The sequence below is a fragment of the Streptomyces panaciradicis genome (assembly GCF_023516615.1).
GTDB lineage: Bacteria > Actinomycetota > Actinomycetes > Streptomycetales > Streptomycetaceae > Streptomyces > Streptomyces panaciradicis.
This window is the reverse complement of record NZ_JAMGBF010000083.1, coordinates 62,177-86,701: the sequence shown is the minus strand read 5'-3', so window position 1 is coordinate 86,701 and position 24,525 is coordinate 62,177. Positions and strand designations below refer to the sequence as shown.

General features: G+C 71.3%; 26 protein-coding genes. 12 read left to right on the top strand and 14 right to left on the bottom strand.

What is annotated here, in order from left to right; translation table 11 throughout:
- A partial coding sequence (locus M8J74_RS26320) for an RNA polymerase sigma factor (RefSeq protein WP_249838831.1) occupies positions 1-414 on the bottom strand: 414 nt, incomplete at its 3' end.
- Positions 415-507: 93 nt separating this feature from the next.
- On the opposite strand from M8J74_RS26320, the gene M8J74_RS26315 reads away from it, so the two are divergent.
- Positions 508-2,856, top strand: a complete 2,349-nt coding sequence (locus M8J74_RS26315; protein WP_249838830.1) for an alpha-L-fucosidase — start codon at positions 508-510, stop codon at positions 2,854-2,856.
- 355 nt (positions 2,857-3,211) lie between these two features.
- On the opposite strand, the gene M8J74_RS26310 is transcribed toward M8J74_RS26315, so the two are convergent.
- Positions 3,212-3,367 (bottom strand): DUF6131 family protein, encoded by a 156-nt coding sequence (locus tag M8J74_RS26310; RefSeq protein WP_162494007.1) that lies wholly within the window; start codon positions 3,365-3,367, stop codon positions 3,212-3,214.
- A gap of 114 nt (positions 3,368-3,481) precedes the next feature.
- On the bottom strand, positions 3,482-3,958 hold the full coding sequence (locus M8J74_RS26305) for an ATP-binding protein (RefSeq protein ID WP_249838829.1): 477 nt from the start codon (positions 3,956-3,958) through the stop codon (positions 3,482-3,484).
- Positions 3,959-4,116: 158 nt separating this feature from the next.
- On the opposite strand from M8J74_RS26305, the gene M8J74_RS26300 reads away from it, so the two are divergent.
- On the top strand, positions 4,117-4,479 hold the full coding sequence (locus M8J74_RS26300) for an STAS domain-containing protein (RefSeq protein WP_249838828.1): 363 nt from the start codon (positions 4,117-4,119) through the stop codon (positions 4,477-4,479).
- 11 nt (positions 4,480-4,490) lie between these two features.
- Here M8J74_RS26300 and glgX read toward each other — a convergent pair whose 3' ends face one another.
- Together glgX and M8J74_RS26290 are read right to left on the bottom strand one after the other, a co-directional pair.
- Positions 4,491-6,632 (bottom strand): glycogen debranching protein GlgX, encoded by a 2,142-nt coding sequence (gene glgX / locus M8J74_RS26295; protein WP_249838827.1) that lies wholly within the window; start codon positions 6,630-6,632, stop codon positions 4,491-4,493.
- Positions 6,633-6,839: 207 nt separating this feature from the next.
- Positions 6,840-7,235: a hypothetical protein gene (locus M8J74_RS26290; protein ID WP_249838826.1), complete on the bottom strand. Its 396-nt coding sequence runs from the start codon at positions 7,233-7,235 to the stop codon at positions 6,840-6,842.
- Positions 7,236-7,374: 139 nt separating this feature from the next.
- Here M8J74_RS26290 and M8J74_RS26285 point away from each other — a divergent pair, with 139 nt between their 5' ends.
- Positions 7,375-7,950 carry a tannase/feruloyl esterase family alpha/beta hydrolase gene (locus tag M8J74_RS26285; RefSeq protein ID WP_249838825.1) on the top strand — a complete coding sequence of 192 codons (576 nt, stop codon included), beginning with the start codon at positions 7,375-7,377 and terminating at the stop codon, positions 7,948-7,950.
- A 102-nt stretch (positions 7,951-8,052) separates the two neighbouring features.
- Here M8J74_RS26285 and M8J74_RS26280 read toward each other — a convergent pair whose 3' ends face one another.
- On the bottom strand, positions 8,053-8,706 hold the full coding sequence (locus M8J74_RS26280) for a TetR/AcrR family transcriptional regulator (RefSeq protein WP_249838824.1): 654 nt from the start codon (positions 8,704-8,706) through the stop codon (positions 8,053-8,055).
- A gap of 175 nt (positions 8,707-8,881) precedes the next feature.
- Here M8J74_RS26280 and M8J74_RS26275 point away from each other — a divergent pair, with 175 nt between their 5' ends.
- The 3 genes from M8J74_RS26275 to M8J74_RS26265 all read left to right on the top strand — a co-directional run bounded on the left by M8J74_RS26275 (position 8,882) and on the right by M8J74_RS26265 (position 13,941).
- Entirely contained in the window at positions 8,882-9,913 is a 1,032-nt protein-coding gene (locus M8J74_RS26275; protein WP_249838823.1) for a medium chain dehydrogenase/reductase family protein, read from the top strand.
- A gap of 172 nt (positions 9,914-10,085) precedes the next feature.
- Entirely contained in the window at positions 10,086-10,943 is an 858-nt protein-coding gene (locus M8J74_RS26270; protein WP_249838822.1) for a universal stress protein, read from the top strand.
- A gap of 136 nt (positions 10,944-11,079) precedes the next feature.
- The gene (locus M8J74_RS26265; RefSeq protein WP_249838821.1) at positions 11,080-13,941 is read left to right on the top strand and encodes an AfsR/SARP family transcriptional regulator; all 2,862 of its coding nucleotides are present in this window, start codon (positions 11,080-11,082) and stop codon (positions 13,939-13,941) included.
- 308 nt (positions 13,942-14,249) lie between these two features.
- Here M8J74_RS26265 and M8J74_RS26260 read toward each other — a convergent pair whose 3' ends face one another.
- Complete coding sequence (locus tag M8J74_RS26260) at positions 14,250-14,510, bottom strand: hypothetical protein (RefSeq protein ID WP_249838820.1); 261 nt, start codon at positions 14,508-14,510, stop codon at positions 14,250-14,252.
- A gap of 40 nt (positions 14,511-14,550) precedes the next feature.
- On the opposite strand from M8J74_RS26260, the gene M8J74_RS26255 reads away from it, so the two are divergent.
- Positions 14,551-14,688: a hypothetical protein gene (locus tag M8J74_RS26255; protein ID WP_249838819.1), complete on the top strand. Its 138-nt coding sequence runs from the start codon at positions 14,551-14,553 to the stop codon at positions 14,686-14,688.
- 62 nt (positions 14,689-14,750) lie between these two features.
- On the opposite strand, the gene M8J74_RS26250 is transcribed toward M8J74_RS26255, so the two are convergent.
- Positions 14,751-15,242 carry a MarR family winged helix-turn-helix transcriptional regulator gene (locus M8J74_RS26250; protein WP_249838818.1) on the bottom strand — a complete coding sequence of 164 codons (492 nt, stop codon included), beginning with the start codon at positions 15,240-15,242 and terminating at the stop codon, positions 14,751-14,753.
- A gap of 88 nt (positions 15,243-15,330) precedes the next feature.
- Between M8J74_RS26250 and M8J74_RS26245 the strand changes: the two genes are divergently transcribed.
- Positions 15,331-15,918, top strand: coding sequence for an NADPH-dependent FMN reductase (locus M8J74_RS26245; RefSeq protein ID WP_249838817.1), 588 nt, complete (start codon positions 15,331-15,333; stop codon positions 15,916-15,918).
- 51 nt (positions 15,919-15,969) lie between these two features.
- Here the strand turns inward: M8J74_RS26245 and M8J74_RS26240 are convergent, their stop codons facing one another.
- A complete protein-coding gene (locus tag M8J74_RS26240) occupies positions 15,970-16,686 on the bottom strand; it encodes an SDR family oxidoreductase (protein WP_249838816.1) in 717 nt (238 codons plus the stop codon).
- 72 nt (positions 16,687-16,758) lie between these two features.
- On the opposite strand from M8J74_RS26240, the gene M8J74_RS26235 reads away from it, so the two are divergent.
- On the top strand, positions 16,759-17,574 hold the full coding sequence (locus tag M8J74_RS26235) for a helix-turn-helix transcriptional regulator (protein ID WP_249838815.1): 816 nt from the start codon (positions 16,759-16,761) through the stop codon (positions 17,572-17,574).
- Positions 17,575-17,583: 9 nt separating this feature from the next.
- On the opposite strand, the gene M8J74_RS26230 is transcribed toward M8J74_RS26235, so the two are convergent.
- Entirely contained in the window at positions 17,584-18,165 is a 582-nt protein-coding gene (locus M8J74_RS26230; RefSeq protein WP_249838814.1) for a CGNR zinc finger domain-containing protein, read from the bottom strand.
- An 85-nt stretch (positions 18,166-18,250) separates the two neighbouring features.
- On the opposite strand from M8J74_RS26230, the gene M8J74_RS26225 reads away from it, so the two are divergent.
- Both M8J74_RS26225 and M8J74_RS26220 read left to right on the top strand, forming a co-directional pair.
- Positions 18,251-19,135, top strand: coding sequence for an alpha/beta fold hydrolase (locus M8J74_RS26225; RefSeq protein WP_249838813.1), 885 nt, complete (start codon positions 18,251-18,253; stop codon positions 19,133-19,135).
- 39 nt (positions 19,136-19,174) lie between these two features.
- The gene (locus M8J74_RS26220) at positions 19,175-20,065 is read left to right on the top strand and encodes an endonuclease/exonuclease/phosphatase family protein (RefSeq protein ID WP_249838812.1); all 891 of its coding nucleotides are present in this window, start codon (positions 19,175-19,177) and stop codon (positions 20,063-20,065) included.
- Positions 20,066-20,104: 39 nt separating this feature from the next.
- Here the strand turns inward: M8J74_RS26220 and M8J74_RS26215 are convergent, their stop codons facing one another.
- Positions 20,105-21,190, bottom strand: a complete 1,086-nt coding sequence (locus M8J74_RS26215; protein WP_249838811.1) for a DUF5937 family protein — start codon at positions 21,188-21,190, stop codon at positions 20,105-20,107.
- 101 nt (positions 21,191-21,291) lie between these two features.
- Here M8J74_RS26215 and M8J74_RS26210 point away from each other — a divergent pair, with 101 nt between their 5' ends.
- Positions 21,292-22,536, top strand: coding sequence for an MFS transporter (locus M8J74_RS26210; protein ID WP_249838810.1), 1,245 nt, complete (start codon positions 21,292-21,294; stop codon positions 22,534-22,536).
- Between the two features lie 113 nt (positions 22,537-22,649).
- Here the strand turns inward: M8J74_RS26210 and M8J74_RS26205 are convergent, their stop codons facing one another.
- The 3 genes from M8J74_RS26205 to M8J74_RS26195 all read right to left on the bottom strand — a co-directional run bounded on the left by M8J74_RS26205 (position 22,650) and on the right by M8J74_RS26195 (position 24,415).
- Positions 22,650-22,949 carry a hypothetical protein gene (locus tag M8J74_RS26205; RefSeq protein ID WP_249838809.1) on the bottom strand — a complete coding sequence of 100 codons (300 nt, stop codon included), beginning with the start codon at positions 22,947-22,949 and terminating at the stop codon, positions 22,650-22,652.
- A 381-nt stretch (positions 22,950-23,330) separates the two neighbouring features.
- Entirely contained in the window at positions 23,331-23,525 is a 195-nt protein-coding gene (locus tag M8J74_RS26200; RefSeq protein ID WP_249838808.1) for a hypothetical protein, read from the bottom strand.
- Between the two features lie 317 nt (positions 23,526-23,842).
- Positions 23,843-24,415, bottom strand: coding sequence for a dihydrofolate reductase family protein (locus M8J74_RS26195; RefSeq protein ID WP_249838807.1), 573 nt, complete (start codon positions 24,413-24,415; stop codon positions 23,843-23,845).
- Between the last annotated feature and the right edge of the window lie 110 nt (positions 24,416-24,525).

The following is a 24,525-nucleotide window of genomic DNA, read 5'->3' as shown; positions in this document are numbered from 1 at the left end:
GAGCAGACTCAGGGCGGCCAGCGTGGCGTTGATCCGCCGCCGGTCGTCCAGACGTCCGACGGTCTCCTCGGCATGGTCCTCGACCTGCTCCTCCGCGGCGTGCGCGGCGGCCGCGGCGCTCGCCGCGTTGCGATAGCGGCGATTGCTGCGGTAGTGGGAGCGGGCGACGTTGGTGGCGATGCCGAGCAGCCACGGCCGCAGGGAACCTCCTTCGGCGTCGACCGAGGCCCGGCGCCGCCACGCCTCCATGAACGTGGCCGACATGACGTCCTCGGCCGCGGACCAGTCGGCGGTCAGCCGGAAGGCGTGGTTGTACACCGCGCGGGCGCACGCGTCGAAGAGTTCCGCGAAGGCATCCGGATCTGCCCAGAGGTGGAGGCAGGCGCTGGGGTGATCGAGAAACCGGCAACCCATCCGACCAATTTCTCAACTGACCGCCGTTCCGGACCCATTGACAGGTCTCGACACCTCCTCAATCATCAGACATCCGATGAATTGGGAGCCGCCATGAGTACTCCTCCAAGACGTCAGGTTCTGGGTGCGGCCGCAGGCATCACCACCGCCGCGGCCCTCCCCCTCAGCCTCGCCGCCCCCGCGCACGCGGCCCAGCCGACCGAACGGGAGCCCGAGCCGTGGGCTCCCGTCCCCGATCCCGTGCCCGTCCCGCTCGACGCCTTGTACGACAACGACGGCATCGACACCTCCGCCGCGCGCGGCGGCGACTTCGACGGCTCGGGCTACACCTTCCCCGGGGAGGAACTCGGCGCGGGACCCGTCGAGATGGACGGCATCCCCTTCCGCTTCCCTTCCTCCGCGGCGGGCGCGAAGAACAACGTCGTCGCCCTCGGCCAGCGGATCGAGTTGCCCAGGGGCCGCTACCTCTCGGCGCACTTCCTCACCGCGGGCAGCTACGGCAACGCCTCCGGCACGGCCACCGTGCACTACGCCGACGGATCGACCACGACGGCCGGTCTCGGCGGTGCCGACTGGTACGCGGGGGGCGGTTCACTGTCGGCGCCGTACCGCTACACCCCGGACGGCACCAAGGACGCGCACAGCGTCGGCATCGGCACGTCGGAGGTATGGATCGACCCGCAGCGGGAGGCGATCGCCCTCACTCTGCCGGTCACCAACCCCGCGCAGCCGAACAAGGCGTCTCTGCACGTCTTCGCCCTCTCGCTCCAACCCGTCGCTCAGGGACGGGCGTTGACGCTGCGCAACGCCCGCTCCACGAACTCGCTGATGGAATCCACCGGTGCGCAGAGCGTCGAGGCGACCGTCGTGAACGCGGGCACCGTCCCCCTCCTGGCCGGGGACGGGGTGTCCGTGGCCGTCGAGGCGCCCGGGGCCCGCACCGTGGAGCCGGCCCGGATCCGGCGCCTGTCCCCCGGCGAGCAGGTCCGGGTCCGCGTAGGCATCCGCAATCGCCGGGGAGTTGCTCCCGGAACCGTCCAGGACGGGTCGGTGACCGTCGGCGGCCGCGGTGCCCGCGCCGCTTCCCGGCGGAGCCGGCTGTCGCTCGGCGTGGCCGACTACCTGCCCACCGAGGCGTCCCTCTCCGGCCACCAGGCGCCGTACTGGTTCCAGGACGCGAAGTTCGGCATCTTCATCCACTGGGGCGTGTACTCGGTGCCCGCCTGGTCGCCGGTGGGCAAGCAGTACGCCGAGTGGTACTGGAACCACATGCAGGACCCGGGCAACGCGGTCCATGCCTACCACCGGCAGACCTACGGGGAGGACTTCGCCTACGACGACTTCATCCCGCGCTTCACCGCGGCGAAGTTCGACCCTCGCGCGTGGGTGGAGTTGTTCCGCGACGCCGGGGCGCAGTACCACGTGCTGACCTCCAAGCACCACGAGGGCTTCGCGCTGTGGGACACCAAGGTCTCGGACCGCAACGCGGTGAAGTTGGGCCCGCGACGGGACCTGGTCAAGGAGTTGTTCGACGCCTCCCGCCGCTACGCGCCCGAGCTGCACCGGGGGCTCTACTTCTCGATGCCGGAGTGGTTCAACCCGGACAGCCCCTGGATGGGGCACGCCCCGCGCAACCCGTACACCCTGCAGCCGGTGCCGTACACCGGATACACCGCCGGCAAGGACTTCGTGAGGGACTACCAGGCGCCGCAGATGCTGGAGCTGATCCACGGCTACGACCCCGAACTCATCTGGTGCGACATCGGCGGCGCGAACGACAGCCTCCACGTGCTCGCCGAGTACTTCAACCACGCCAAGAACCGGGCCCGTCCGATCGACGTCACGGTGGACGACCGGTCGGGCATCGCCTTCCACGACTTCACCACGCCCGAGTACACGACGTACGAGAACACGGTCGTCGCCAAGTGGGAGTCGAGCCGCGGCCTGGATCCCTTCAGCTACGGCTACAACCGGGCGACCCCGGACGACGCCTACATGACGGCCGAGGACGTCGTACGCAGTCTCGTCGACATCGTCTCCAAGAACGGCAACTTCCTGCTCGACATCGGCCCGCGCGCCGACGGCACCATCCCGGAGATCATGCAGACCCGGCTGCGGGAGACGGGCCGCTGGCTGCACACCAACGGCGAAGCGATCTACGACACCACGTACTGGTCCCGCATGGCCCAGCTCGGCGACGATCTGCGGTTCACCGTCCGCCCGGACGAGGCCTTCTACATCCACTCACTCACCGAGCCGGGTGCCAAGCTCCGCGTCGAGGCGCCGGTACCCGTCCGTGCCGGCGACAGGATCACCCTGCTCGGCCACGACCGGCCGCTGTCCTGGACCACGAGCAAGGGCGCGCTGGTGATCGACGTACCCGAAGCCGCGCGCAGGGCGGGCCGGTACGTGTGGGTGTTCAAGGTGGCCTGGCGCCCCTGACCGTTACGTCTCCGTCCCGCTCGGGCCTTATTGCTAATAACTTGCAACAGCAAGTTGAGTGCAGCAATATGAGGTCTGGCGGGGTCGGCCCGTCGCTCTTCGGTGTCTGGACATGCCTGTCGGCCAGTCGGGCGCGTCCTCCCCGAGGAGTGATCGTCTTCTCGCCCGGCACCCGCCGGAACCCAGCCGACCCCGCCCGCACGGCGAGCCGGCCTGCTCGACGAACGTGCTGCGCCTCCGCCTTGGCGATCAAGGGAGTTGTTCCGTGCGGACGCGCGAGAGCCCCGGGAGGTTGTTTCCCCTCCCGGGGCTCTCGCGCTACGACGGGCTGTGGGCCCGGACTTCTCGGCTCTCGTCACCAATAGTGGCGTCGGCCGGCGACCGCGTGCCCTGTGGAACCCATGATCCAGAGGACGGCGCCGATCACGGTCAGGATGAGACCGAGGGTCCACAGGATCGAGACGCCGGTGAGGAAACCGATGACAAGCAGAATGATGCCGATGGCGAGCATTCCGTACCTCCCGAAGTTGCCTGACGTGTCTTCTCCCGGATGCCCCCAAGTGGCAACATCACCCCCGCCGGGGCGCCTTGGAGCCATGAACACGTCCGGTGGGCCGCGGTGTCGTCATCGGCCGGGGCGTGGAGGTCCGGCCGTCTCGGGATCGTCCGTCAGAGCGATCCGGACGGCGATGCACTTGCCGGCCGCCACCTGCCGCACCTCGAAGCCCGTCGCGAGGGCTTTCACGATCTCCAGGCCGTGCTGGCCCACCCGGTCGGGATCAGCGGGCCGGGATTCCGGAAGCCCGCGGTCGGAGTCCCACACCTCGACCTCCACTGCCTCGCCGGTGATCCTCAGCACCATCATCACCGGGCCGGGTGCGTACTTGTAGGCGTTGGTGACCAGCTCGCTCACCACGAGCTGAACCACCTCGCCCACGCGCGCGGAGACCGCCGCGACGTGCCCGGCCCGGCGGGTGAGAAAGTCCGCGGCCAGGTGCCGGGCCTGGGCGATGCACGTTCCGTCACCGTCCAGCGCGATGCTGGTCTCCAGCCCCTGCTCCGACGCCGTGGTCTCCCCCTTCCTCACGGGCGAGAGGTCCATGACCGCTGCCTTCGACCCCCGTCGATCCCGCGCACGATCGCGAGTAGCCGCTCTGCTGCCGATGGCTGCGCCACACACACGAAGCACACGTATCCTTCACGCAGCAGCTCGGTCCAACGCTTCAGTGTGCCATTTCCAACGTCTTGTTCGAGGGAGAAATGACCGACGTCGACCCCACTGGGCGCCCCGGCCGGCTGTCGGCCACCTCCACCGTCGTCGACGGCATCCACGTGATCAGCCTCGCCGGGGAGATCGACCGCGACTCCGCCGAGGTGCTGCGCGACGCCCTGCCCCGACCCGACGCCACGCTCCTGCGGGTGGTGGTCGACCTCGGACAGGTCTCGTTCCTGGACTCCACCGGCATCAACCTCTTCATCTCCACGCACAACACCTTCGCCCAGAACGGCGGTTGGCTGCGACTGGCCGCACCCACCGCCTCCGTGCTGCGCGTGCTGCAGATCGTCGGCATCGACACCGTCATCGACTGCTGCCCGACCCTGCGCCAGGCCCTCTCGACCTGAGGCCGGACGGTCTACGCGTCCTCATGGCCACGCAGGACGAGCAGTGACCGGGCTTCGACCTCCACCTCGCTGCCGGCCTTGATCAGCGGCCGGAACTCGGTGTAGGGGATGGCGGTGTCCACCTCGACCGCCCACCACGGGCCGAGTTCGTCGGGCACCGTGAACGCGAGGGCCTGGCTGTGGGCGTTGACGAGCAGCAGGAAGGAGTCGTCCTGCTGGGGCAGGCCCCGTAGGTCCGGTTCGGTGATGGCCTTGCCGTTGAGGTGGACCATGAGGGACCGGGCGAAGCCGGTGTCCCAGTCGTTGTCCGTCATCTCCTGCCCGCCGGGGGTGAACCACCCGATGTCCTTGTTCTCCGTCTCGCTCCCCCGGGGGACGCGCCCCTTGAAGAAGCGCCGGCGGCGGAAGACGGGGTGGTCGCGGCGCAGGGCGATCAACTTGCGGGTGAAGTCGAGGAGTTCGCTCCCCTCCGTGGCCTTCTCCCAGTCGATCCACGTCAACTCGTTGTCCTGGCAGTAGGCGTTGTTGTTGCCCTGCTGGGTGCGGCCGAGTTCGTCGCCGTGCGAGATCATGGGGACGCCCTGGCTGAGCAGCAGGGTCGCCAACAGGTTGCGCTGCTGACGGGCGCGGAGCGCGAGGACGCCGCGGTCCTGGGTGGGACCCTCCACGCCGCAGTTCCACGAGCGGTTGTGGTCCTCGCCGTCGCGGTTGTCCTCGCCGTTGGCCTCGTTGTGCTTGCCGTCGTACGACACCAGGTCCCGCAGGGTGAAACCGTCGTGCGCGGTGACGAAGTTGACCGAGGCGAAGGGCCGGCGGCCGTCGCTCTGGTACAGGTCGGCCGAGCCGGTCAGACGGGAGGCGAACTCACCGAGCGTGCCGCCCTCACCCCGCCACAGGTCCCGTACGGTGTCGCGGTACTTGCCGTTCCACTCGGTCCACAGCGGCGGGAAGTTGCCGACCTGGTAGCCGCCGTCGCCGACGTCCCACGGTTCGGCGATGAGCTTCACCTGGGAGATGACCGGGTCCTGGTGGACGAGGTCGAAGAACGACGACAGCCGGTCCACCTCGTGGAACTGCCGTGCCAGGGTGGCGGCCAGGTCGAAGCGGAAGCCGTCGACGTGCATCTCGGTCACCCAGTACCGCAGTGAGTCCATGATCAGCTGCAGGGTGTGGGGGTGGTTCATCCGCAGGCTGTTGCCGGTGCCGGTGGTGTCCCAGTAGCAGCGCGGGTCGTCCGGGGACAGCCGGTAGTAGGCCGCGTTGTCCAGCCCGCGCAGCGACAGCATCGGTCCGAGGTGGTTGCCCTCGGCGGTGTGGTTGTAGACGACGTCCAGGATCACCTCGATGCCGGCCTCGTGCAGCGCCTTGACCATGGACCGGAACTCCTGCACCTGCTCGCCCCGCTGCCCCGAGGAGCTGTAGGCGTTGTGCGGGGCGAAGAAGCCGATGGTGTTGTATCCCCAGTAGTTCGACAGGCCCTTCTCCACCAGGGCGTGGTCCTGCACGAACTGGTGGACCGGCATCAGTTCCACCGCGGTGACGCCGAGCTTGACGAAGTAGTCGATCATCGCCGGGTGGGCGAGCGCCGCGTAGCTGCCGCGCATCGCCTCGGGTATCGCCGGGTGGGTGTTCGTCATGCCCTTCACATGGGCTTCGTAGATCAGCGTCTCGTGGTACGGGGTCCGCAGCGGATGGTCGCTGCCCCAGTCGAAGTACGGATTGACCACCACCGACTTGGGCATGTACGGGGCGGAGTCGAGGTCGTTGTAACGGTCGGCGTCCTCGAAGTGGTACGGGAACAGGGCCTCGTTCCACTCGATCTCGCCCTCGATCGCCTTGGCGTAGGGATCGAGCAGCAGTTTGCCGGGGTTGCAGCGCTCACCGGACTCGGGCCGGTACGGTCCGTGCACCCGGAACCCGTACCGTCGGCCCGGGCCGACGTCCGGCAGGTAGATGTGGTGGACGAAGCCGTCCACTTCCCTCAGGGGGACGCGTTCCTCGGAGCCGTCCTCGTCGAACAGGCACAGCTCGACGCGCTCGGCCACCTCGGAGAACACCGCGAAGTTCGTCCCCGCACCGTCGAAGGTGGCGCCGAGGGGGGCTGCCTGCCCCGGCCTCGCGCCGATTTCCGTGTTCTCCTGCCAGATGCGCATGCCTCACCCTCCCCCGCGCGGCCGGGGGGCAGCCGCGCTCGTCCGTTCCCTTGTGCCCCTCCCTTCACCGGGCATGCGGCGCAGGTCAGCAAAGGTTCGCGCGGTCCGCCGTCGGCATACCCGATCGCGCGGCCGACGGCGGCCCCCGCACCCCAGATTCAGGCGACTGCTTCAAGAGTGGTGCGAAGTCGCCACGGAGCGGGTACGTCAGGCTCCCGACGGGACGGCGCGGGCCAGCGGCTCCAGGTCGCCGTACAGGGCCGCGTGGAGTGCGGCGGCGAGTTCCCGGGCCCGTCCTTCGTTGTGCACCCCGTGCATCATGAAGTAGACCGGCCCGGTGTAGGCGCCGAAATCGGCCTCGCGATTGCCGACCAGGCGGAGGATCGCGGCTCGAATGGCCTCGTTCACGGCGTCGGCCACCGCAAGGTCCGAGCCGGCGGTGAGCGTGTCCGCCTTCACGGTCCACTGCCGGGGCGACTCGGATTCGATGGCCACGAATACAGCGCCGTGCGCCATCGCCTCGCGATAGGCGTCCCGGAAAGCCTCGGCACCCGTGGCGTCCGGGATGAGGGGAGCGGGGCAGGGAACGGGCAGCGGCTGCACCCGTGCATTCTTTCAACATCTGACGTCCGTCGGCATCCGAGAGCCGGAAGCCGGTCACGTCGAGCAGGCTTCTTCACTCCTTCGAACCAGCGATCCCCAGCCCCCGCGCAGGGAGCAGGAGGCCCGCACGCCCAGCTGAGTGAAGTTCAAGTCGGCCTACTTCAAGAAGATCATGCGCCCCAACGAGGGCCTGTACGACGCCACCGACCCCGACCTGAGCGCCTTCGAGAAGGCGGGCGGCAAGCTGATCCTGTGGCACGGTCTGGGCGACCAGCACATCCCGGCCGTGGGCACCATGGCGTACTACAAGGCCGTCCAGAAGACGATGGGCGGAGCGGCGGCCACCAGCACCTTCGCCCGGCTCTTCCTCCTCCCTGGCGTCGCCCACTGCGGCGGCGGCCAGGGTCCGGACAAGCTGGACGCGCTGACCGCGATCGTCGACTGGGTCACCGAGGACCGGGCACCGGACAGCCTGCTGACCAAGGCGGTCGACAGCAACGGCACGACCGTGTCCTCCCGCCCGGTCTACCCCTTCCCCTACGTCGCCGAGAACACCACCGGCGGTTCGGCCGACAGCCCCTCCCGCTACACCCCGGTCAGGTCCACGGCCGAGGCCGGCCTGACGCTGAACTGGCTCGGCTCCTTCCGCTCCGGCTACGAGAAGGCCGGCCACTGGGTCCACGGCAGATGGGTCGTCACCCCGGGCAAGGCATGACCTGACCGTCGTCTGACAGACCGGACCCCGCGCACGCCGTCCATGGCCGCGCGGGGTCCGACTCGCACCGCGAGTGACCGCACGCGTCGGGGTCGGAGGCGGTCACCGGGTCAGATGCCGCAGCTCACTCTCGTACAGCTCCTCCGGGTCGAACCCCATGCCGGTGAAGTGGCCCGCCAGCTCCAGCGAGAGGACGCCCTGCAGGCGGGTCCAGAAGAGCAGGGCGCGGCGCAGGGCGGGTGGGGGTGCGGGATGGCCGGCCGCCCACCGCCGGTGTTCGGCGAGGTGGGCTTCGAGCGGGGCGTCGGTCGGGGTGTCCGCCGCGGCGCCGTCCGCCTGGGCGGCGTCCAGGAGGCATTCCATGATCTCGGAGGCGATCTCGGTGATGTCCTCGGGAGCGTGATAGCCGGGCACCGGGGTGCCGTAGAGGAGGAAGTACCGCTGGGGGTCCTCCAGGGCCCAGGTCCGCAGTGCGCGGCCGAGTCGGGCGAGATCCGCGCCCGGTACGGCCGCGGCGCGGACGGTGTCGGCGAGACTGCGGTAGGCGTCGCGGATCAGTTCGGTGATCAGTTCGTCCCGGCCGGCGAAGTACCGGTAGAGCGCGGGGCCGCTCATCCCCATCTGCTTGGCGATGGCGTTGAGGGACAGTCCCGGAGCCCCGGCCGCGGCGATCTGCTCCCAGGCGCGTTCCTTCACCTCGGCCCGCAGCTGGGCCCGGTAGCGCTCGCGTGGTGTCTCCTTGCCCGCGACGGTCACGTGCGCGTCCCTTCTGTCGTCCGGCCTCCGGCCTCGGAGAGCAGTACGAGGGCCTTCACCGCACCCTCCGAGTTAGACCCTATTACGAACGCTCTTGACTGTCACGCGAACGACTGGTTATAACTTCTAACGAACGCGCCAGCCACTAACCGGCGCCGAGTCGACGGAGGTCGTCATGAACGCGGGCACACGGGTCGAGGTCGTACTGCCGGGCAAGGTGGAACCGGAGGGGCTCCAGGTCCACCGGGGCGTCGTCCCGGTCGCCGGACCGGGCCAGGTCGTCATCCGGATGGAGGCGACCGGCGTCTCCTTCGCCGAGCAGCAGATGCGCCGGGGCCGCTACTACGACCAGCCGCCCTTCCCCTTCGTCCCCGGCTACGACGTGGTCGGCACCGTCGCGCAGACCGGGGAGGGCGTCCCCTCCGGGTTGGCCGGCACCCGGGTGGCCGCGCTGCTGAAGGTCGGCGGCTGGGCCAGCCACGTCGCCGTCGACGCCGCGGACGTGGTGCCGGTGCCGGACGGCATCAGCGCGGCGGAGGCCGAGACCGTGGTGATCAACGGCATCACCGCCTGGCAGATGCTGCACCGCAAGGCCCGCGTCCGCGCCGGGCAGACCGTCCTGGTGCACGGCGCCAACGGCGGCGTCGGTTCCGTCCTCGTCCAACTCGCCCACGCCGCCGGAGCGAAGGTGATCGGCACCGCCTCCGCACGCCATCACACCGCCCTGCGGGAACAAGGGGTGACACCGATCGACTACCGCACCGAGAACATCCCCGACAGCGTCCGCCGAATCGCTCCGGCCGGTGTCGACGCCGTCTTCGACCACGTCGGCGGCCGCGGCATCGTCGACTCCTGGCGCCTGCTCGCGCCCGGCGGAACGCTCGTCGCCTACGGCAGCGCCTCCACCCGGGACGACGAAGGCTCCAAGCAGTGGCCCGTCCTCAAGCTGCTCGGCCGCGTATGGCTGTGGAACGCCCTGCCCAACCGCCGCCACGCCTACTTCTTCAACGTCTGGGCCGGCCGCGCCCTCAGCACCGGCCGCTTCCGCGCCCGCCTGCGCGCCGACCTCACCGAGGTGTTCAACGCCCTGCAGCGCGGCGAGATCACCGCACGAATCGCCGCCGAACTGCCCCTCAGCCAGGTCGCCGAGGCGATGCGACTGGCCGAGTCCGGGACCGTCGCGGGAAAGGTCGTCCTTCACCCCTGACTCCTGGGGGGAGTTGTCATTCGCCGCCCTGCCTTCGCGCCCCTCATCCAGGGCCATACGGCCTCAGAACAGGTCCCAAGAGTCCTCGTGTGCCGTCCGGACCGGAAGACAAGCTGGAGTTCCGGGCCCTGCCCGGGACCCGGACCGCTCCCACGACAAGAGGTGCGTGATCATGCCCCGCCCCGTCACCGCCGGAATCGATGGCAGCGTCGCCAGTCTCGCCGCAGCTTCCTGGGCCGCCTGGGAAGCCGAACTCCATTGCACCGAACTCCACTTGGTCGCCGCCTGGCCACCGGCGAACGGCAGCCGCGTCAGCGCCTCGCAGTCGGCCGCGCGCCGCCGCTGGGCCCTGCGCTGCCTCGACCTGGCCGCCGAGCGCCTGCGCACCCGTCACCCCTGGCTGACCGTCCGTACGCACGTGCTCAACGCCCCACCGACGCAGGCGCTGCTCGGCGCAGGCGAGGACGCGGAACTCCTCGTCCTCGGCTCACGCGGCCTGGGCACCACCTCCTCGTCCCCGCTCGGTTCCACCAGCGCCGGCATCGCCGCGCGGGCCGGCTTCCCCGTCACCCTCGTACGGTCCCCCTCCCGTCAGGGCGAGCGGCGCGTGCGCGGCGCCCCGGTCGTGCTCGCACTGGATGCCGGCCACAGCCACGACGACCTGAGCACGGCCATCGCCTTCGAGGAGGCGGCGCTGCGCCACATACCGCTGCGGGCTCTGTACGTATGGATTCCCCCCTCCCCCGTCGGGCCCCATCCGGTCACGCCCTGGCCGTACGGCCCCTCGGCCCGCACTCGCCACGCCGAACGTCTGCTCACGGAGGCCCTGGTGCCCTGGCGACGGAAATTCCCGGACGTACGGGTGGAGGAGGTCTGCCTGGAGGACGTCCCCGCCTGCGCCGTCACCGCCGCCACCCGGCACGCGGCTCTCACCGTCCTCGGCCACCGCGTCGCCTCCTCGCTCGGCGCGGTGGCCCACGCCGCCGTCTGTCAGGCGGAGAGTCCCGTGCTGCTCGTCCCTCACCCCTGACCCGGCGCGGCGCGCTCCCTGCCAGCGTGCCGACGACCGCTTCGCGCCAAGCCGGTGATGTGGCCCGATCAAGCTGTCGCGGCACCGCGGTTGTGAGCAGAATCTGCGGGAACGGTGTGCGTTCTGAGGGGATGCGATGGTGCGGCTGCGCTTACTCGGTCCGGTCGAACTCGCCGTGGGGGACGCTGCGGTGGACGTCGGCCCGCCCCAACGGCGCACCGTCCTGGCCGCGTTGGCCGTGGACACCGGCCGACCGGTCGGCGTGGACGTCCTGGTCGGCCGGGTCTGGGGCACCGACCCTCCCGAAGGCGCCCGGCGTTCGCTCTACGCCCACATCACCCGGATCCGGCACGCCTGCGACCGCGCGGCCGACGCCTCCCGTGAAGCGGTGCGGCTGACCCGCCGGTCGGACGGATACGTGCTGCAGGCCGACCGGCAACAGGTCGACGTGCACCGCTTCCGGCACCTGGTCGACCGGGCCCGTGAGACCCGCGTGCCGGACAGCGAGCGGGCGGCGCTGCTCGGCGAGGCGCTGGGACTGTGGCGGGGCGAACCGCTCAGCGGTCTGGACGGCCCGTGGGCCGAGCAGATGCGGCAGGCATGGCGGCGTGAGCAGGTGGACGCGACCATCGAATGGGCCCGCGCCCAGGCGCGGCTCGGCGCCCCCGCGGCGACGATCGGACCGCTGTCCACCCTCCTCGACGACTTCCCCCTCGTCGAACCCCTGGCGGACACGCTGATGCGGGCCCTGCACGACAGCGGGCGGGACGCCGAAGCCCTGCAGTGCTACGCCTCCATGCAGCGCCGGCTGGCGGACGAACTGGGCACGGATCCCGGGACGGCACTGCGCGAGACCCACCAGGCCATCCTGCGAGGGAACCTTCCCCCTTCCGCCCCGCCGCAGCCCACCGTGCCGGTGCCTCCACCGGCGCCCGGACCGCAGCGGGGCACCGTGCCGGCTCAACTTCCCGTCGCCGTACGCGGCTTCACCGGCCGTCACACGGAACTCGCGCAGCTCGACGCGCTCCTGGACAGCGCCCGGCACCCGGCCCCGGTGGTCATATCGGCCGTGTCGGGCACGGCCGGAGTGGGCAAGACCACGCTGGCCGTGCACTGGGCGCACCGGGTGCGGGAGTCGTTCCCCGACGGGCAGCTCTACGTCAACCTCCGGGGCTTCGACGCCGGCGGGACCGTCATGGACCCGTGGGAGGCGGTGCGCGGGTTCCTGGACGCCTTCGCCGTGCCCGCCGCCCGGATCCCTCCGAGCCCGGAGTCGCAGGCGGCCCTCTACCGAAGCCTGCTGGCAGACCGGCGGGTGCTGATCGTGCTCGACAACGCGCGGGACGCCGAGCAGGTCAGACCGCTGCTGCCCGGCACGCCCGGCTGTCTGGCGCTGGTCACCAGCCGCAACCGGCTCACCAGCCTGGCCGCCGTCGAAGGCGCGCGCCTGCTCTCCGTCGACGTCCTGACGCCGGAGGAGTCCCGGTCCCTGCTGGCCGACCGCCTCGACGCCCCCCGGATCGCCGCCGAGCCCGACGCCGTCGCGGAGATCGTCGCCCGCTGCGCCGGTCTGCCGCTGGCCCTCGCCGTCCTCGCCGCCCGTGCCGCCGCCGAGCCCCGCATTCCGCTCGCGGTCCTCGCCGACGAACTGCGCGAGAGCGGAAGCCGCCTGGACGCCCTGGACGGCGGCGATTCCGCGACGCGGGTGCGGGCCGTGTTCTCCTGGTCCTACGCGGCCCTCAGCCCCGCCGGCCGGCGGCTGTTCCGGCTGCTCGGCCTGCATCCCGGACCGGACATCTCGGCCGCGGCCGCCGCGAGCCTGGCCGGCGTGCCGCCCGCGCGGATCCGAGCCCCACTGGCCGAACTGACCCGAACCCATCTGCTCACCGAGCACCTGCCGCGTCGCTACGCCTCGCACGACCTGCTCCGCGCCTACGCCGCCGAACTCGCCCGCACCGAGGAGGGCGACGCCGACCGCCGCCGGGCGGCACACCGCGTCCTCGACCACTACCTGTTCACCGCGCTGCACGCCCAGCGCCTCCTCGGTCCGCCCGCGGATCTCGTCCACCCCTCCCCCGCCCAGCCCGGGGTGACGCCCGAGGAGCCGGCCGACCGGGAGGCGGCCATGGCCTGGTTCACCGCCGAGCATCCGGTGCTCCTCGCCGCCGTCGACCGGGCGGACCGGGAGGGCTTCGACCGTCACGTCTGGCAGCTGGCGGCGGCGCTGACGCCGTATCACCAGCGGAAGGTGCTGTGGTCCGACTGGGCGGGCACCCACAGGGCCGGCCTGGCCGCAGCCCGAAGGGCGGGCGACGAGGCGGGCAAGGCATGCGCCCACCGCAACATCGGCAACGCCGAAGCGGCCCTCGGACGTCCCGACGAGGCCCGCACCCACCTCGAGCGCGCCGCGGGCCTCTACCAGCGCATCGGCGACCGGTTGGGCGCGGCCCACACCCACCTCGCCCTCGGCAGGGTCTGCACCCAGCGGGGCCGGGCCGCCGAGGGGATGGCGTACTCGCAGCGGGCCGTACGGGGTTTCCGCGCCGCCGGGGACCGCGCCTGGCAGGCCCTGGCGCTCAACAACGTCGGCTGGGACCACGTGCAGATGGGCGAATACCGGCAGGCCATCGACCACTGCGAACAGGCGCTGGCCCTCATCGGCGACACCGGCCACGTCTCCGGTGAGGCCCACACCTGGGACACCCTCGGCTTCGCCCACCACCACCTCGGCGAGCACGGCGAGGCCGCCGCCTGCTACGAGAAGGCCGCGGCCCTCTTCCACCAGGTCGGCGACCTCTACTACGAGGCGGACATCCTGGCGCACCTCGGCGACACCCACTACGCGGCACGCAACCCGCGTGACGCCCGCGACGCCTGGACCCGGTCCCTGGCCCTCTTCGAGAAACTCGACCACCGCGACACCGAGGCACTGCGGGCAAGGCTCGACCACCACCTCCATCTGGACCCGTCGGACACGGTGCTGCCCCCTCGCGACTGACCGGACAGGGCACCTGTGCCGTCCTCCGTGACCTGGTGAGCCGAGGCCGGGCCCGGCTGCCCCGGCTTACCGTGCCCGCGAGTGATCGTCTACGCTGCCGTTGCCGCAGCGCAGACCATGCTCACGCCGTGACTCTGATGCGGGCCGAGCCATCCGCTGTGCTCGCCCGGCACGCCGCGGCGGTGTCCGGCGACCTCCCAGGGAGACATGGTGAACACGCGAGGCCTGATGGCTGTCGGGGCAACGACGATGCTCCTCCTGGGGCTCGCCGCATGCGGCAGCGGACGGTCCGATGCCGAACCGCCGGGTCACACCGTCACCCACAGCAGTGACGTTTCCTCTGAGGAGAACACCTCCCGGAGCGACACGGTCTCCGGCCTCCGGGACACCGTCCGCCACCTCCCGGTGAAGACGTCGAGGGCGACCAGGCCCCACATGGTCAGGAAGTGCGCGTCCACCACCACACGGGTCAGGCACACCTCCACGTCGGGCACGGGCAGCAGGCGGAAGACACGCACCTGGTACACCACCGAGCGGACGCGGACCTGCAAGAACGTCCGCAGCGGCACGGAGACGTACCGGCGGGTCGTCCGGCCGGAACGCTGGTGCGTGCGCCTCGACGACGTCGGTGGCGACAAGGCCAGGGACGACGTCTGGTTCCGGGTCGACAGCGCGACCTACCACCAGGCCCTGGAGGCAACGGACCACACCCGCCTGACGTTCGTCCCGAGGGGCACGGCCTGCTGACAGCGCGACCCCTCCGACCTGCACCGCCCTGACGCGCCGAAGCGACCGCCCGAAGGGCGCCGCTAGGCCGCGTCGTCGCCGGGCGCCTCGCTGCGGTGCCGCTCGAGGCGCTCGACTGCCTGCTCGCTCCATGCCCGGATGACCGAGGTCTGCTCGGGGGTCAGTGAGTCGAGGAAGTGGCGGCGGATGTTGCCGCCGTGCACGAGGAGGGCACCCTGGGCGGCACGGCGCCCCTCGGCTGTCAGCCCTACCCCCGTGCGACGGCCATCGGCCCCGTACTGCGTGCGTTCGACGAAGCCGCGTTTTTCCATGCGCGTCAGCTGATGCGAGACGCGGCTCTTGTCCCAGTCGAGCGACTCGGAGAGCTCACCGACACGCATCTCGCGGCCACCGCCGGCCCGCATCAGCGTCACCAGCACGCTGAACTCGGCTTTCGAGACATCGCAGTCACGCTGCAGGCCACGCTCCAGCTCCCTGATGAGCAGACGTTGCGCGCGCATCCAGGTGTCCCAGAACTCCCACTCCTCAGGGTCCAGCGATCGAGTCTCCGTCATGTCGTCGAGGATAGCGCGACCAGCGGAGTTGTCACTTCAACTCACCTCGACCTAGAGTTGACGCATCAACTCTCCGGGAGGGGCCACCATGACACTCCGCATCGCACTCATCCTCGGAAGCACCCGTCCCGGACGCCGCGGCGACCAGATCGCCGCCTGGGCGCTGGAAGCCGCCCGCGCCCACGGTGGAGCCGAGTACGAACTCGTCGACCTCGCCGGCCACGACCTCGGCAACCTCGACGAGCCCGGCAACCCGAACCTCCAGCAGTACCAGCACGACCACACCCGCGCCTGGGGCGCCCTCGTCGACAGCTTCGACGGCTACGTCTTCCTCGTCCCCGAGTACAACCACTCCTACCCCGGAGCCCTGAAGAACGCCCTGGACTACGTCTACCGGGAGTGGAACGACAAGGCCGCCGGGATCATCAGCTACGGCGGCTGGGTCGCCGGGGCACGGGCCGCCGAGGCGCTGCGGCTCGTTCTCGCGGAACTCCAGGTGGCCACGGTCCGCGCCCAGCCCACCATCTCGACACACCCCTCCTTCCACACCGGCACGTTCGTTCCCCAGGAGGGCCTCGACACCGTCGTGAGCACCATGCTCGATCAGGTGATCGCCTGGTCCGGCGCACTGCGCGGGGTGCGCCAGGCCAAGACGCGGGGGACCACGGCCGCATGAGTCCCCGTCAGAGGTCGCGCGGACAAGTCGGCCCCCATGCCTGGTCACCCCTCACCAGGGCACGGGCGTTCCGTCCCAGGAAAAGAAGCCACCGGTGGGGCCGTCGTCCGGCAGCAGGGCCAGGCGGAGGGCACCGTGGGCGGCCTCGGCCGGGTCGCCGCCGGCAGCCGCGGCCCGGGGGTTGAGATCGGTGGCCCGCAGGCCGGGGGCGAGCGCGTTGACCTTGAAGCCGTCCTCGGCCAGCGTCTGGGCGTAGAAGACGGTGAGGGCGTTGAGTGCGGCCTTGGACGACCGGTAGGCGGCACCGTTGCCGCTTCCCGGGGTGAACTGGGGGTTGGGGTTCGTGCTCCAGGTCAGCGACGCGGTGCCACTGGAGACGTTGACGATGCGGGGCTGCGGGGACCGGCGCAGGGCGGACAGAAAGGCATTGGTCACCGCCGCCACCCCGAACACGTTGGTCTCGTAGGTGCGCCGGTATTCCTCGACGAGAGTGTCGGCCGGCGAGGCGAGCGACGGTGAGATGCCGGCGTTGTTGACCAGCACGTCCAGGCGTTCCACCTGGGCCGCGGCTTGTGCGATGCCGTCGGGATCCGTCACGTCGAGGACCAGCAGCCGGGCGCCGGCACCGATCTCCTCGACCGCCCGCTGTCCGTGCCCGGGGTCGCGGGAGCCCACGTACACGGTGAGGCCCTCGGCCGCGAGCAGCCGGGCGATGTGCTTGCCGATGCCCTTGTTGGCACCGGTGACCAAAGCTGTGCGATCGTTCATGGGAACAACGGTCCCCTGGCCGTGGGCGCCCTGCCAGGGACAACCTGTACCAGGCAAGCGGCCGGAGGTGGCATGGCGCGGCAGGAACTGGCCCGCTTCCTGCGGGACCGCCGAGCGGGCCTGCGCCCGCACGAGATCGGCCTGACGACGACGGGCACGGCCCGCCGCACACCGGGCCTGCGCCGGGAAGAGGTCGCGGATCTCGCCCACATGTCGGTCGACTACTACACGCGCCTGGAGCAGGCCCGGGGACCGCGGCCATCGCCCCGCATCCTGGACGCGCTGGCCCAGGCCCTGCGGCTCACGCCGGCCGAGCGCAGCCACCTCTTCCGCCTGGCGGGATCGAGCCCGCCGCCCGCCGGCGACGCCGTGGGGCGGGTGCGCCCGCACGTGGCCCGGATGCTGGAGCGGCTGCCGGAGACCGCCGCCATCGTCACTGACGCGGCGTACGGCGTCGTCGCCTGGAACCCGCTGGCCCAGGCACTGCTCGGCGGCGACCTCGCGCGCGGGACGACGAACCTGGCCCGGCGCCGCTTCCTGGGCCAGGGACGGATGTACGAGAGCTCCAGCGCCGAGGAGTTCGGGCACATCGTGGTGGCGCGGCTTCGCCGGGCCGCCGACCGCTACCCGCACGACCCGCAGGTGACCGCCCTGCTGGCCGAACTGCACGCCGGCAGCGAGGAGTTCCGGCAGATCTGGCAGACACGTCCGGTCCACGCACCCGGGCACCGCACCAAGACCCTGGACCACCCCGAAGTCGGCACGCTGCGGTTGAACTGCGACGTCCTGCTCGTGCCCGAGGACGACCAGGAAGTCGTCCTGATCACGGCCGACCCCGGATCACCTGCCGTGCGGGCTCTGCACAGGCTGGCCACGCAGGCGACCTGAAACGCCCTGTTACCGGGTGCCTGGGCGGCGCGGCTCCGCGGTCTTGTGGCGCTGATAGTGGCGGGCGACGCGCACGCGGTTGCCGCAGCGGGCGGCCGAACACCAGCGGCGGCGTGGGTGGGTGGGCAGGAACAGCATCACGCAGTCGTCGGCCTCGCACTCCCGGATCGTCGTCACCGCCGGGTCGACGAACAGGTCGGCGGCGGTTTCCGCGAGGCAGGCCGCGAGCCGCAGGCCCGGTGAGCCCTCGCGTCGGCGGACCACACCCACGGCCGATCCGGTCCAGCCGAGCTCGCTGATCGCCGGTGCGGCGCGCTGGGCCTCGTTGAGTGCTCGCAGATCGGCGGCCGGGGGCTCGTCGCCTCTGCGGACGTGGTCCAGGGCGCGGGCGGTGTGCTCGCGTACGGCGCGTACGGCGGCCAGGTCGTCGGCACGGATCTCCTGCGGCACCTCGTCCGGGAGGCGGGCGGCCTGCAAGGTCCACCATTGCCGCAGGTCGTCCGGGGAGGCGAGCAGATCGCCCGTGGACGGGCGCGTGTTGACCAGGTCCAGGGCCAGCGGCTCTCCGGTCAGCGGCACGAGATCACTCATGCCGCTAATGGTACATCGAAGTCTTGACACATTAGATCGCCCTCCGTTACACCTAATGTACAACAGGGCGAACAAAGGATTAGACATGCTTGGTGCCATCGCTCGCACGGTCCACCGCCACGTGGAGGTCGACGACGTCCGCGTCTTCTACCGGGAGTCCGTCCCCGACCGGGCCGACGCACCCGTCCTCCTTCTCCTGCACGGATTCCCGTCCGGCTCCCACCAGTTCCGGCGCCTCATCGACGCGCTCGGCTCGCACTACCGGCTCATCGCCCCCGACTACCCCGGCTTCGGCCACACCCGGACACCGGACGGCTTCGTCTACACCTTCGACCGGCTCGCCGACATCACCGAAGGCTTCGTACGAAGCCTCGGACTCGACCGGTTCGTCATGTACGTCTTCGACTTCGGCGCCCCCGTCGGCTTCCGCATCGCCGAACGGCACCCGGAGTGGATCGCGGGCCTGGTCGTGCAGAACGGCAACGCCTACGAGGAAGGTCTCTCGGACACGGCGCGCGGCCTGGTCGGGCTGACTCCCCACACGCCCGGCGCCCAGGACGCGATCCGCGACGTCCTCAGCCTCGCCGGCACCCGCGGCCAGTACGAGACCGGCGTCCCCGACACCGATCTCCTCGCCCCGGACGGCTGGACCCTCGATCAGCACTTCCTCGATCTGCCGGGCCGCAAGGACGCCCAGCAGTCACTGATCTTCGACTACCGCACCAACGTCGAGCGCTACGACGACTGGCAGGCGTGGCTGCGCCGGCACACCCCGCCCGCGCTCGTCCTCTGGGGCACCGGCGACCCCTTCTTCACCGAACCCGGCGCCCACGCCTACCTCCGCGACCTCCCCGACGCCGAACTCCACCTCTTCGACACCGGCCACTTCGCCCTCGAGACACACCTGCCGGACATCGCGCCGCTGATCGCCGACTTCCTCGACCGCACCTGGAAGCGAGCGACCGAATAGGTGTGCAGGCGTACGGTGCGCCACGTACCGTGCTCCTCGATGCGGTTCGCGACCTTCAATGTGCTGCACGGCCGGACACTCGAGGACGGCCGTCCCGTTTCCGTCCCGCCCGCGCAGGCCGGGCGTCCCCTGGCCGACGCCGTCACGGGCCTCGGCGCGGACGTCCTGGCACTGCAGGAGGTCGACCGCTTCCAGGAGCGGTCGGGGGACGTGGATCAGGCCCGCGTCGCCGCCGAAGCGGCCGGCGCCCCCGAGTGGCGGTACGCGTCGGCTGTCCATGGGCAGGCCGTGCCGGGCAAAGGCTGGGTGCTCGACCCGTCCCAGCCGGCCCTGCGGGTCCACGGTCCGCACGATGATCCGGCGCGAGACGATGTGCCCTCGCACGGCATCGCGCTGCTGTCCAGGCTGCCCGTGCGGGAGTGGCGCGCCATACGGTTCGCGCCGGCCCCCTTGGCCATGCCGCTGCGGGTGCCCGGCAGGCCCGGCCTCACGGTGGCCCGCGACCAGCCACGCGCCGCACTGGCCGCCGTCATCGGGGCGGAGCACGGGGAGTTGACGGTGGTGGCCGTGCACCTCTCGTTCGTCCCCGGGTGGAACATCCGGCAACTGCTCGCCGTACGCGACCGGATCGCCGATCTGCCCCGGCCGCACGTCCTGCTGGGGGACTTCAACCTGATCGGACCGATTCCCCGACTCGTGCTCAACACCGCCGAGTTGGTCGCCCCCGTGGCCGGTCGCGCGCGTCGGGCGTCGGGGCCGGACGGCTGGCGGGACCTGGCCCGCGTACGGACGTATCCCTCGCACCGACCCCTGGTCCAGTTCGACCATGTGCTCGTCTCCGGGACATCTCGGTGCGCCCCGGTCGCTTCAGGTGCCCCACGAGTACCGGTGTCGGACCACCGGCCCGTCGTGGTCGACCTGCACTGGTGATGCCGCCGCGCCCCGCGGGACCGTGCGCGGCCGGCCTGTTCAGCGCAGGACGGCCTCCAGCAGGTCGGCACCCAGGGACGTCACGTCGGACAGGTTGAGGGCGTAGCGGACGTACCGGCCCTGCCGCCGCGACGTCAGAAGACCCGCGCGGCGCAGGACGGCGAGATGACGGGACACCTCCGGCGGCGTGAGTTCCCAGAAGTGGGCCAGTTCGGCGGTGGTGTGCGGGCCGCGCGCCAAGGTGCGCAGCAGCCGCAGCCGTACCGGATGCGCGAGCGCCTCCAGCCGTGCGGTGACCGTCTCCAAGGCGACGGGCTCCGCCGGACGCGGCTCGGCCACGGGATACTGCACCACCGGATGCCATCCGGGCGCGTGCACGGCCACCAGGTGCGGGCGGCCGAAGACGCTGGGGATGAAGGTGACCCCGCCGCCACGCGCCGCGGTGGACTTGTCCTGCACCTTGTCCACGATGATGCGGTCACCGTCCGGTGCCAGGGTGACCGCGCCGGAGACCGAGGCGAGGGCCACCCCGAGGCCCTGCCTCCTGAGGAGTTCGTTCTTCAGGCGCAGATCGGTGGCGAGTTGTACCGCCACGTCCGCCCAGGCGGCGTCGAAGAACGCCTCGGCGCACTCTTCGAGGGTGCGGCGCACCCGCGCCCGTACCGCGGCCGGGTCGGCGAGCAGGCGTTCGGCGAAGGCCTCCTGCTGCGCGCCGCGTGCCTGGGCCACGTCCAGGGCCCGTTCGCGCGCGGTCGCGTCGCTGAGCGGCGACCTGCCGCGGAAGTGGACGCGGTTGCTGCCGCACGTGGTGACGAGCGCGGCGGTCACATAGGTCTCGTCGTCGATGCGGTCGACGTCGTCCAGTTCCTCGGCCAGCGTGGACCGCGGCCGGCCGGGGATCAGGAAGTCGGCCTGCGAGGAGCGCCAGAGGAACTCCGCCTCCCGCAGCCGCTCGGCGAGCTCCGGCCGCAGCCCGGCCCAGACGTCCGCGGCCCAGCCGGCGTACTGCGGATGGTGACCCGGTTCGGCCAGCACGTGCAGCATCGCCGTCAGCTCGGCCAGCGGGGAGGCAGCGAACCGTACGCGCTCGGACGGCAGACCGCCGACGTCGATCCTCAGCGTCATCCCCCCATCATCACCGTCCGTACGGGCGGCGACGACGCCGATTGACGATGTGCGTCAACCCGCGTGCCGCACCCCCGCGGCCGCCCGCACCGTCTGACGCCATGGCACCCCTCACCCGAGTCCGGCCCCGCGCCCTCGTCCGCGCCTCCGGCGGCCCCCGCTACGTTCTCGCCCTGGCCGTGGACGCGCTCGGCACCGGCCTGCTGCGGCCCTTCCTGCTGCTCTACGGCGTCACGGTCCTCGAACTGCCCGCGCCGGTCACCGGCACCGCCATGACCGTCGGCATCGTCGCGGGCCTGGTGGCCACGCCCGCGGTGGGCCGCTGGCTGGACCGCGGTGCACGCAGCACCGTCGTGGCCGCCTCGATGCTGGTGCGCGTGCTGGGAGTGGCGCTGTTGCTGGCCGCCCCGGCAGGACGGGTCTGGCCCTTCGCGACGGCGGCCCTCTTCCTCGGCATCGGCAACCAGGCCTGGCCCGCAGCCCACGCGGCCCTCGTGGCGACGGTGGCCGACGGCCGGGAACGCGACACCGCCCTCGCGGGAAGCCGGGCGGTGCGCAACGCCGGGCTGGGTCTCGGAGCGCTCCTCGCCACCGTCTGCCTGGCGGGCGGGAGCAGCGCGCTGCGAGCCATGGCGGCCGTCACCGGGCTCGCCTACCTCGCCGCGGCCGCCTTGGCGTGGTCGGTCCATGTCCACGCCCGTCCGGCTCGGTCCACCGTTGACGGGGAACAGGACGAGGAGGCCGCGCCCCGGATGCTCGCGCTCCTCGCCGCCAACGTGGTCTACGTCTTCTGCCTCAACGTCCCCGAGATCGCGCTGCCTCTGGTCCTGGTGACGCAGTTGCACGCCTCCCCGGTCTGGCCGGCGGCCGTCTTCGTCGCCAACACGGTGCTGGTGGTCACCCTGCAGGTGCCCGTCACCGTCGCCGTGTCCCGCTTCTCCCGGCGCACGGTCCTGGCCCTGTCCGGCGTGGTGCTGGCAGCCTCCTACCTGGGCTTCCTCGCCGCCACGCCGCTCGGTCACGGCTGGGCCGTCCCGGCCGTCGCCGCCGTTTCCGTGGTCTGCACGATCGGCGAGATCCTCTACGCGGGCAGCGCCACGGCGCTCGTCACGGCACTGGCCCCGGCCCATGTCCTGGGGCGCGCGCTGGCGCGCTTCCAGCTCTCCACCGGCCTGGGCCTGGCCGTCTCCCCGGCGATCATCACCGCGCTGGCCCCGCTCGGCCCGGCCGCCCTCTGGGGCAGCCTCACGACCGCCACGCTGCTGTCCGCACTGGCCGTCGGGACCGAGAGATCGCCGTCGGACGAGCAGCCAGGAAAGGGACCGTACAGCCTCCCCACATCATGAGCCCTTGTGCCGCGCCCCGGACCACACCGTATGTGGCCGGTCCCAGGGGCGTGGTGCCCCCGGGACCGGCCACGCAGTGTCGGTCCGGCCGTGCCGACTCGCGCGAGGCGGGGTCAGAACTCGATCGGGTCCGTGTGGTCCCGGTTGTCCTCGCTCATCGAGACGCGGTTCACGATCGTCTGGGACACGTCGCCGTCGTCGAAGGTCAGGTCGAGCCGGTAGCCGAACTTCCAGGTGTCGTCGCCGTTCGGCTGGATGTGCAGCCGGACGGTGCCGCCCTGGAGCGCGTCCCAGGTGATGTTCTTCCGCACGAGCAGACCGACGGGTACGACGGAACCGTCGCCGAACCTGCCGAAGGTGTCGAACGCCGAGGCCGCGGTCTTGCCGGCAGCGGTCACCACCTTGATGCTCACGGTGGTGTCGCCATCCTTGTCCTCACCCGAGGTCAAGAACGTGATCTTGGCACTCGTGAGGGTCGCGCCGACGTCAGCCGGGCGGACGCTGTGCGACGGGGCGTCCCGATGGCCGGGCGCGGCGCCGGCGATGCCCGCCCACCCCAACAGCAGGGCGATGCTCGCCAAAACCGCGGCCAATGTGCGTCCGAGTCGTTTTCCTCGCATGGGATTCCTTTGTCCAGGCCCCAGAGGACTGGGCCGTGAGTGGGACGAGTGGGGGGAGGAGGCCGGCGCCCTTCTCAAGGGATGGTGTGCCGAAGGCGGGTCGGCGGTCACCTGAAGTGCCGTTCAGCGGAACAGCCGTGACGGCGTGCCGGTCCGTACGGAATCACTCGTCGATCACGGACCCGAAGTGGGCGCCGTGCGCGTTGCCGCCGAGGGCGGCGGCGCGTAGGAAGGGGAGCCGTCGGCGAGCAGGCCCTTGCCGCTCTTGGGCAGCAGCCACACCGCGCCGTCGCCCACGTTCTCCTCCGGCGCGCCGACCACCGGTTCGGCACGGCCGTGAACCGGGCGGCGGCCACCGCCAGACCCCACCGGGCCCCCTGGGTGGGCTTGGTGGCGGGGACGGTCGCCGTGCGCTCGACTGGCTGACGAGCTGAACCTTGCCCCGGGGCACGGTGGTGTCGGATGCCCGCTCCCGCCAGCAGCACGAAGGACGCCGCCGCGACGGCGGTCGTGGCCGCGCTGCGGCGGGCCTTGCGTGCGCAGATGCTCGTGTCGTGTTCGGGTTCGACAGGCGTGCCGCCGTGAGGGTTGTGGGATCCCGGCGCGCTGTGACACGTCGGTGACGCCCGTTGCGAGACGGGACCTTTGCCGCGGCCGACATCCGCTGCCAGGAGTGAGGCGCCTTGTCAGCGGACCACGTCGAAGACGTTCTTCTGCAGGCCGTTCGCGTAGGCCTCGTGCTCGACGAGCTTGAGCTTCTGCGTGTCCTTGTCGGTGGAGCTGAACAGGCGCTTGCCGGCCCCGAGCAGGAGCGGGAAGACGAGGAGGTGGTATCGGTCGATGAGGCCGGCGTCCGAGAGGGCCTGGTTCAGGGAGGCGCTGCCGTGGACGATGATCGGTCCGCCCTCGGTCTCCTTCAGCGCGGCGACGTCGTCGAGCGAGCGCAGGATCGTCGTGCTGCCCCAGTTCGACACCAGGTCGTCCTCGGAGAGGGTGGTGGAGACGACGTACTTCGGCATCACCTTGTAGTCGGCGAAGTCCTCCATGTCCGGCCACACCGGGCTGAACGCCTGGTAGCTGGTGCGGCCCAGCAGCATCGCGGTGGCTTCCTGCTGCTCCCGCCCCTTGATCTCGAACGCTTCGGGCAGGAACTCGACGTCCTTGAAGGTCCAGCCGGCGTTGCGGTACCCGGGCTCGCCGCCCGGGGCCTCCACGACGCCGTCGAGGGAGATGAAAGCGGTGCTGATCAGGGTGCGCATCGGGATTCCTCGGGGTCTCGGTCCGGTTCTCAGCAGGTTCGCCGGTGCACGCGTCCGTCACGGTCGCGGCTGCGCGCACCAAGCACGATCTGAGACTGCGGATGCCGGAA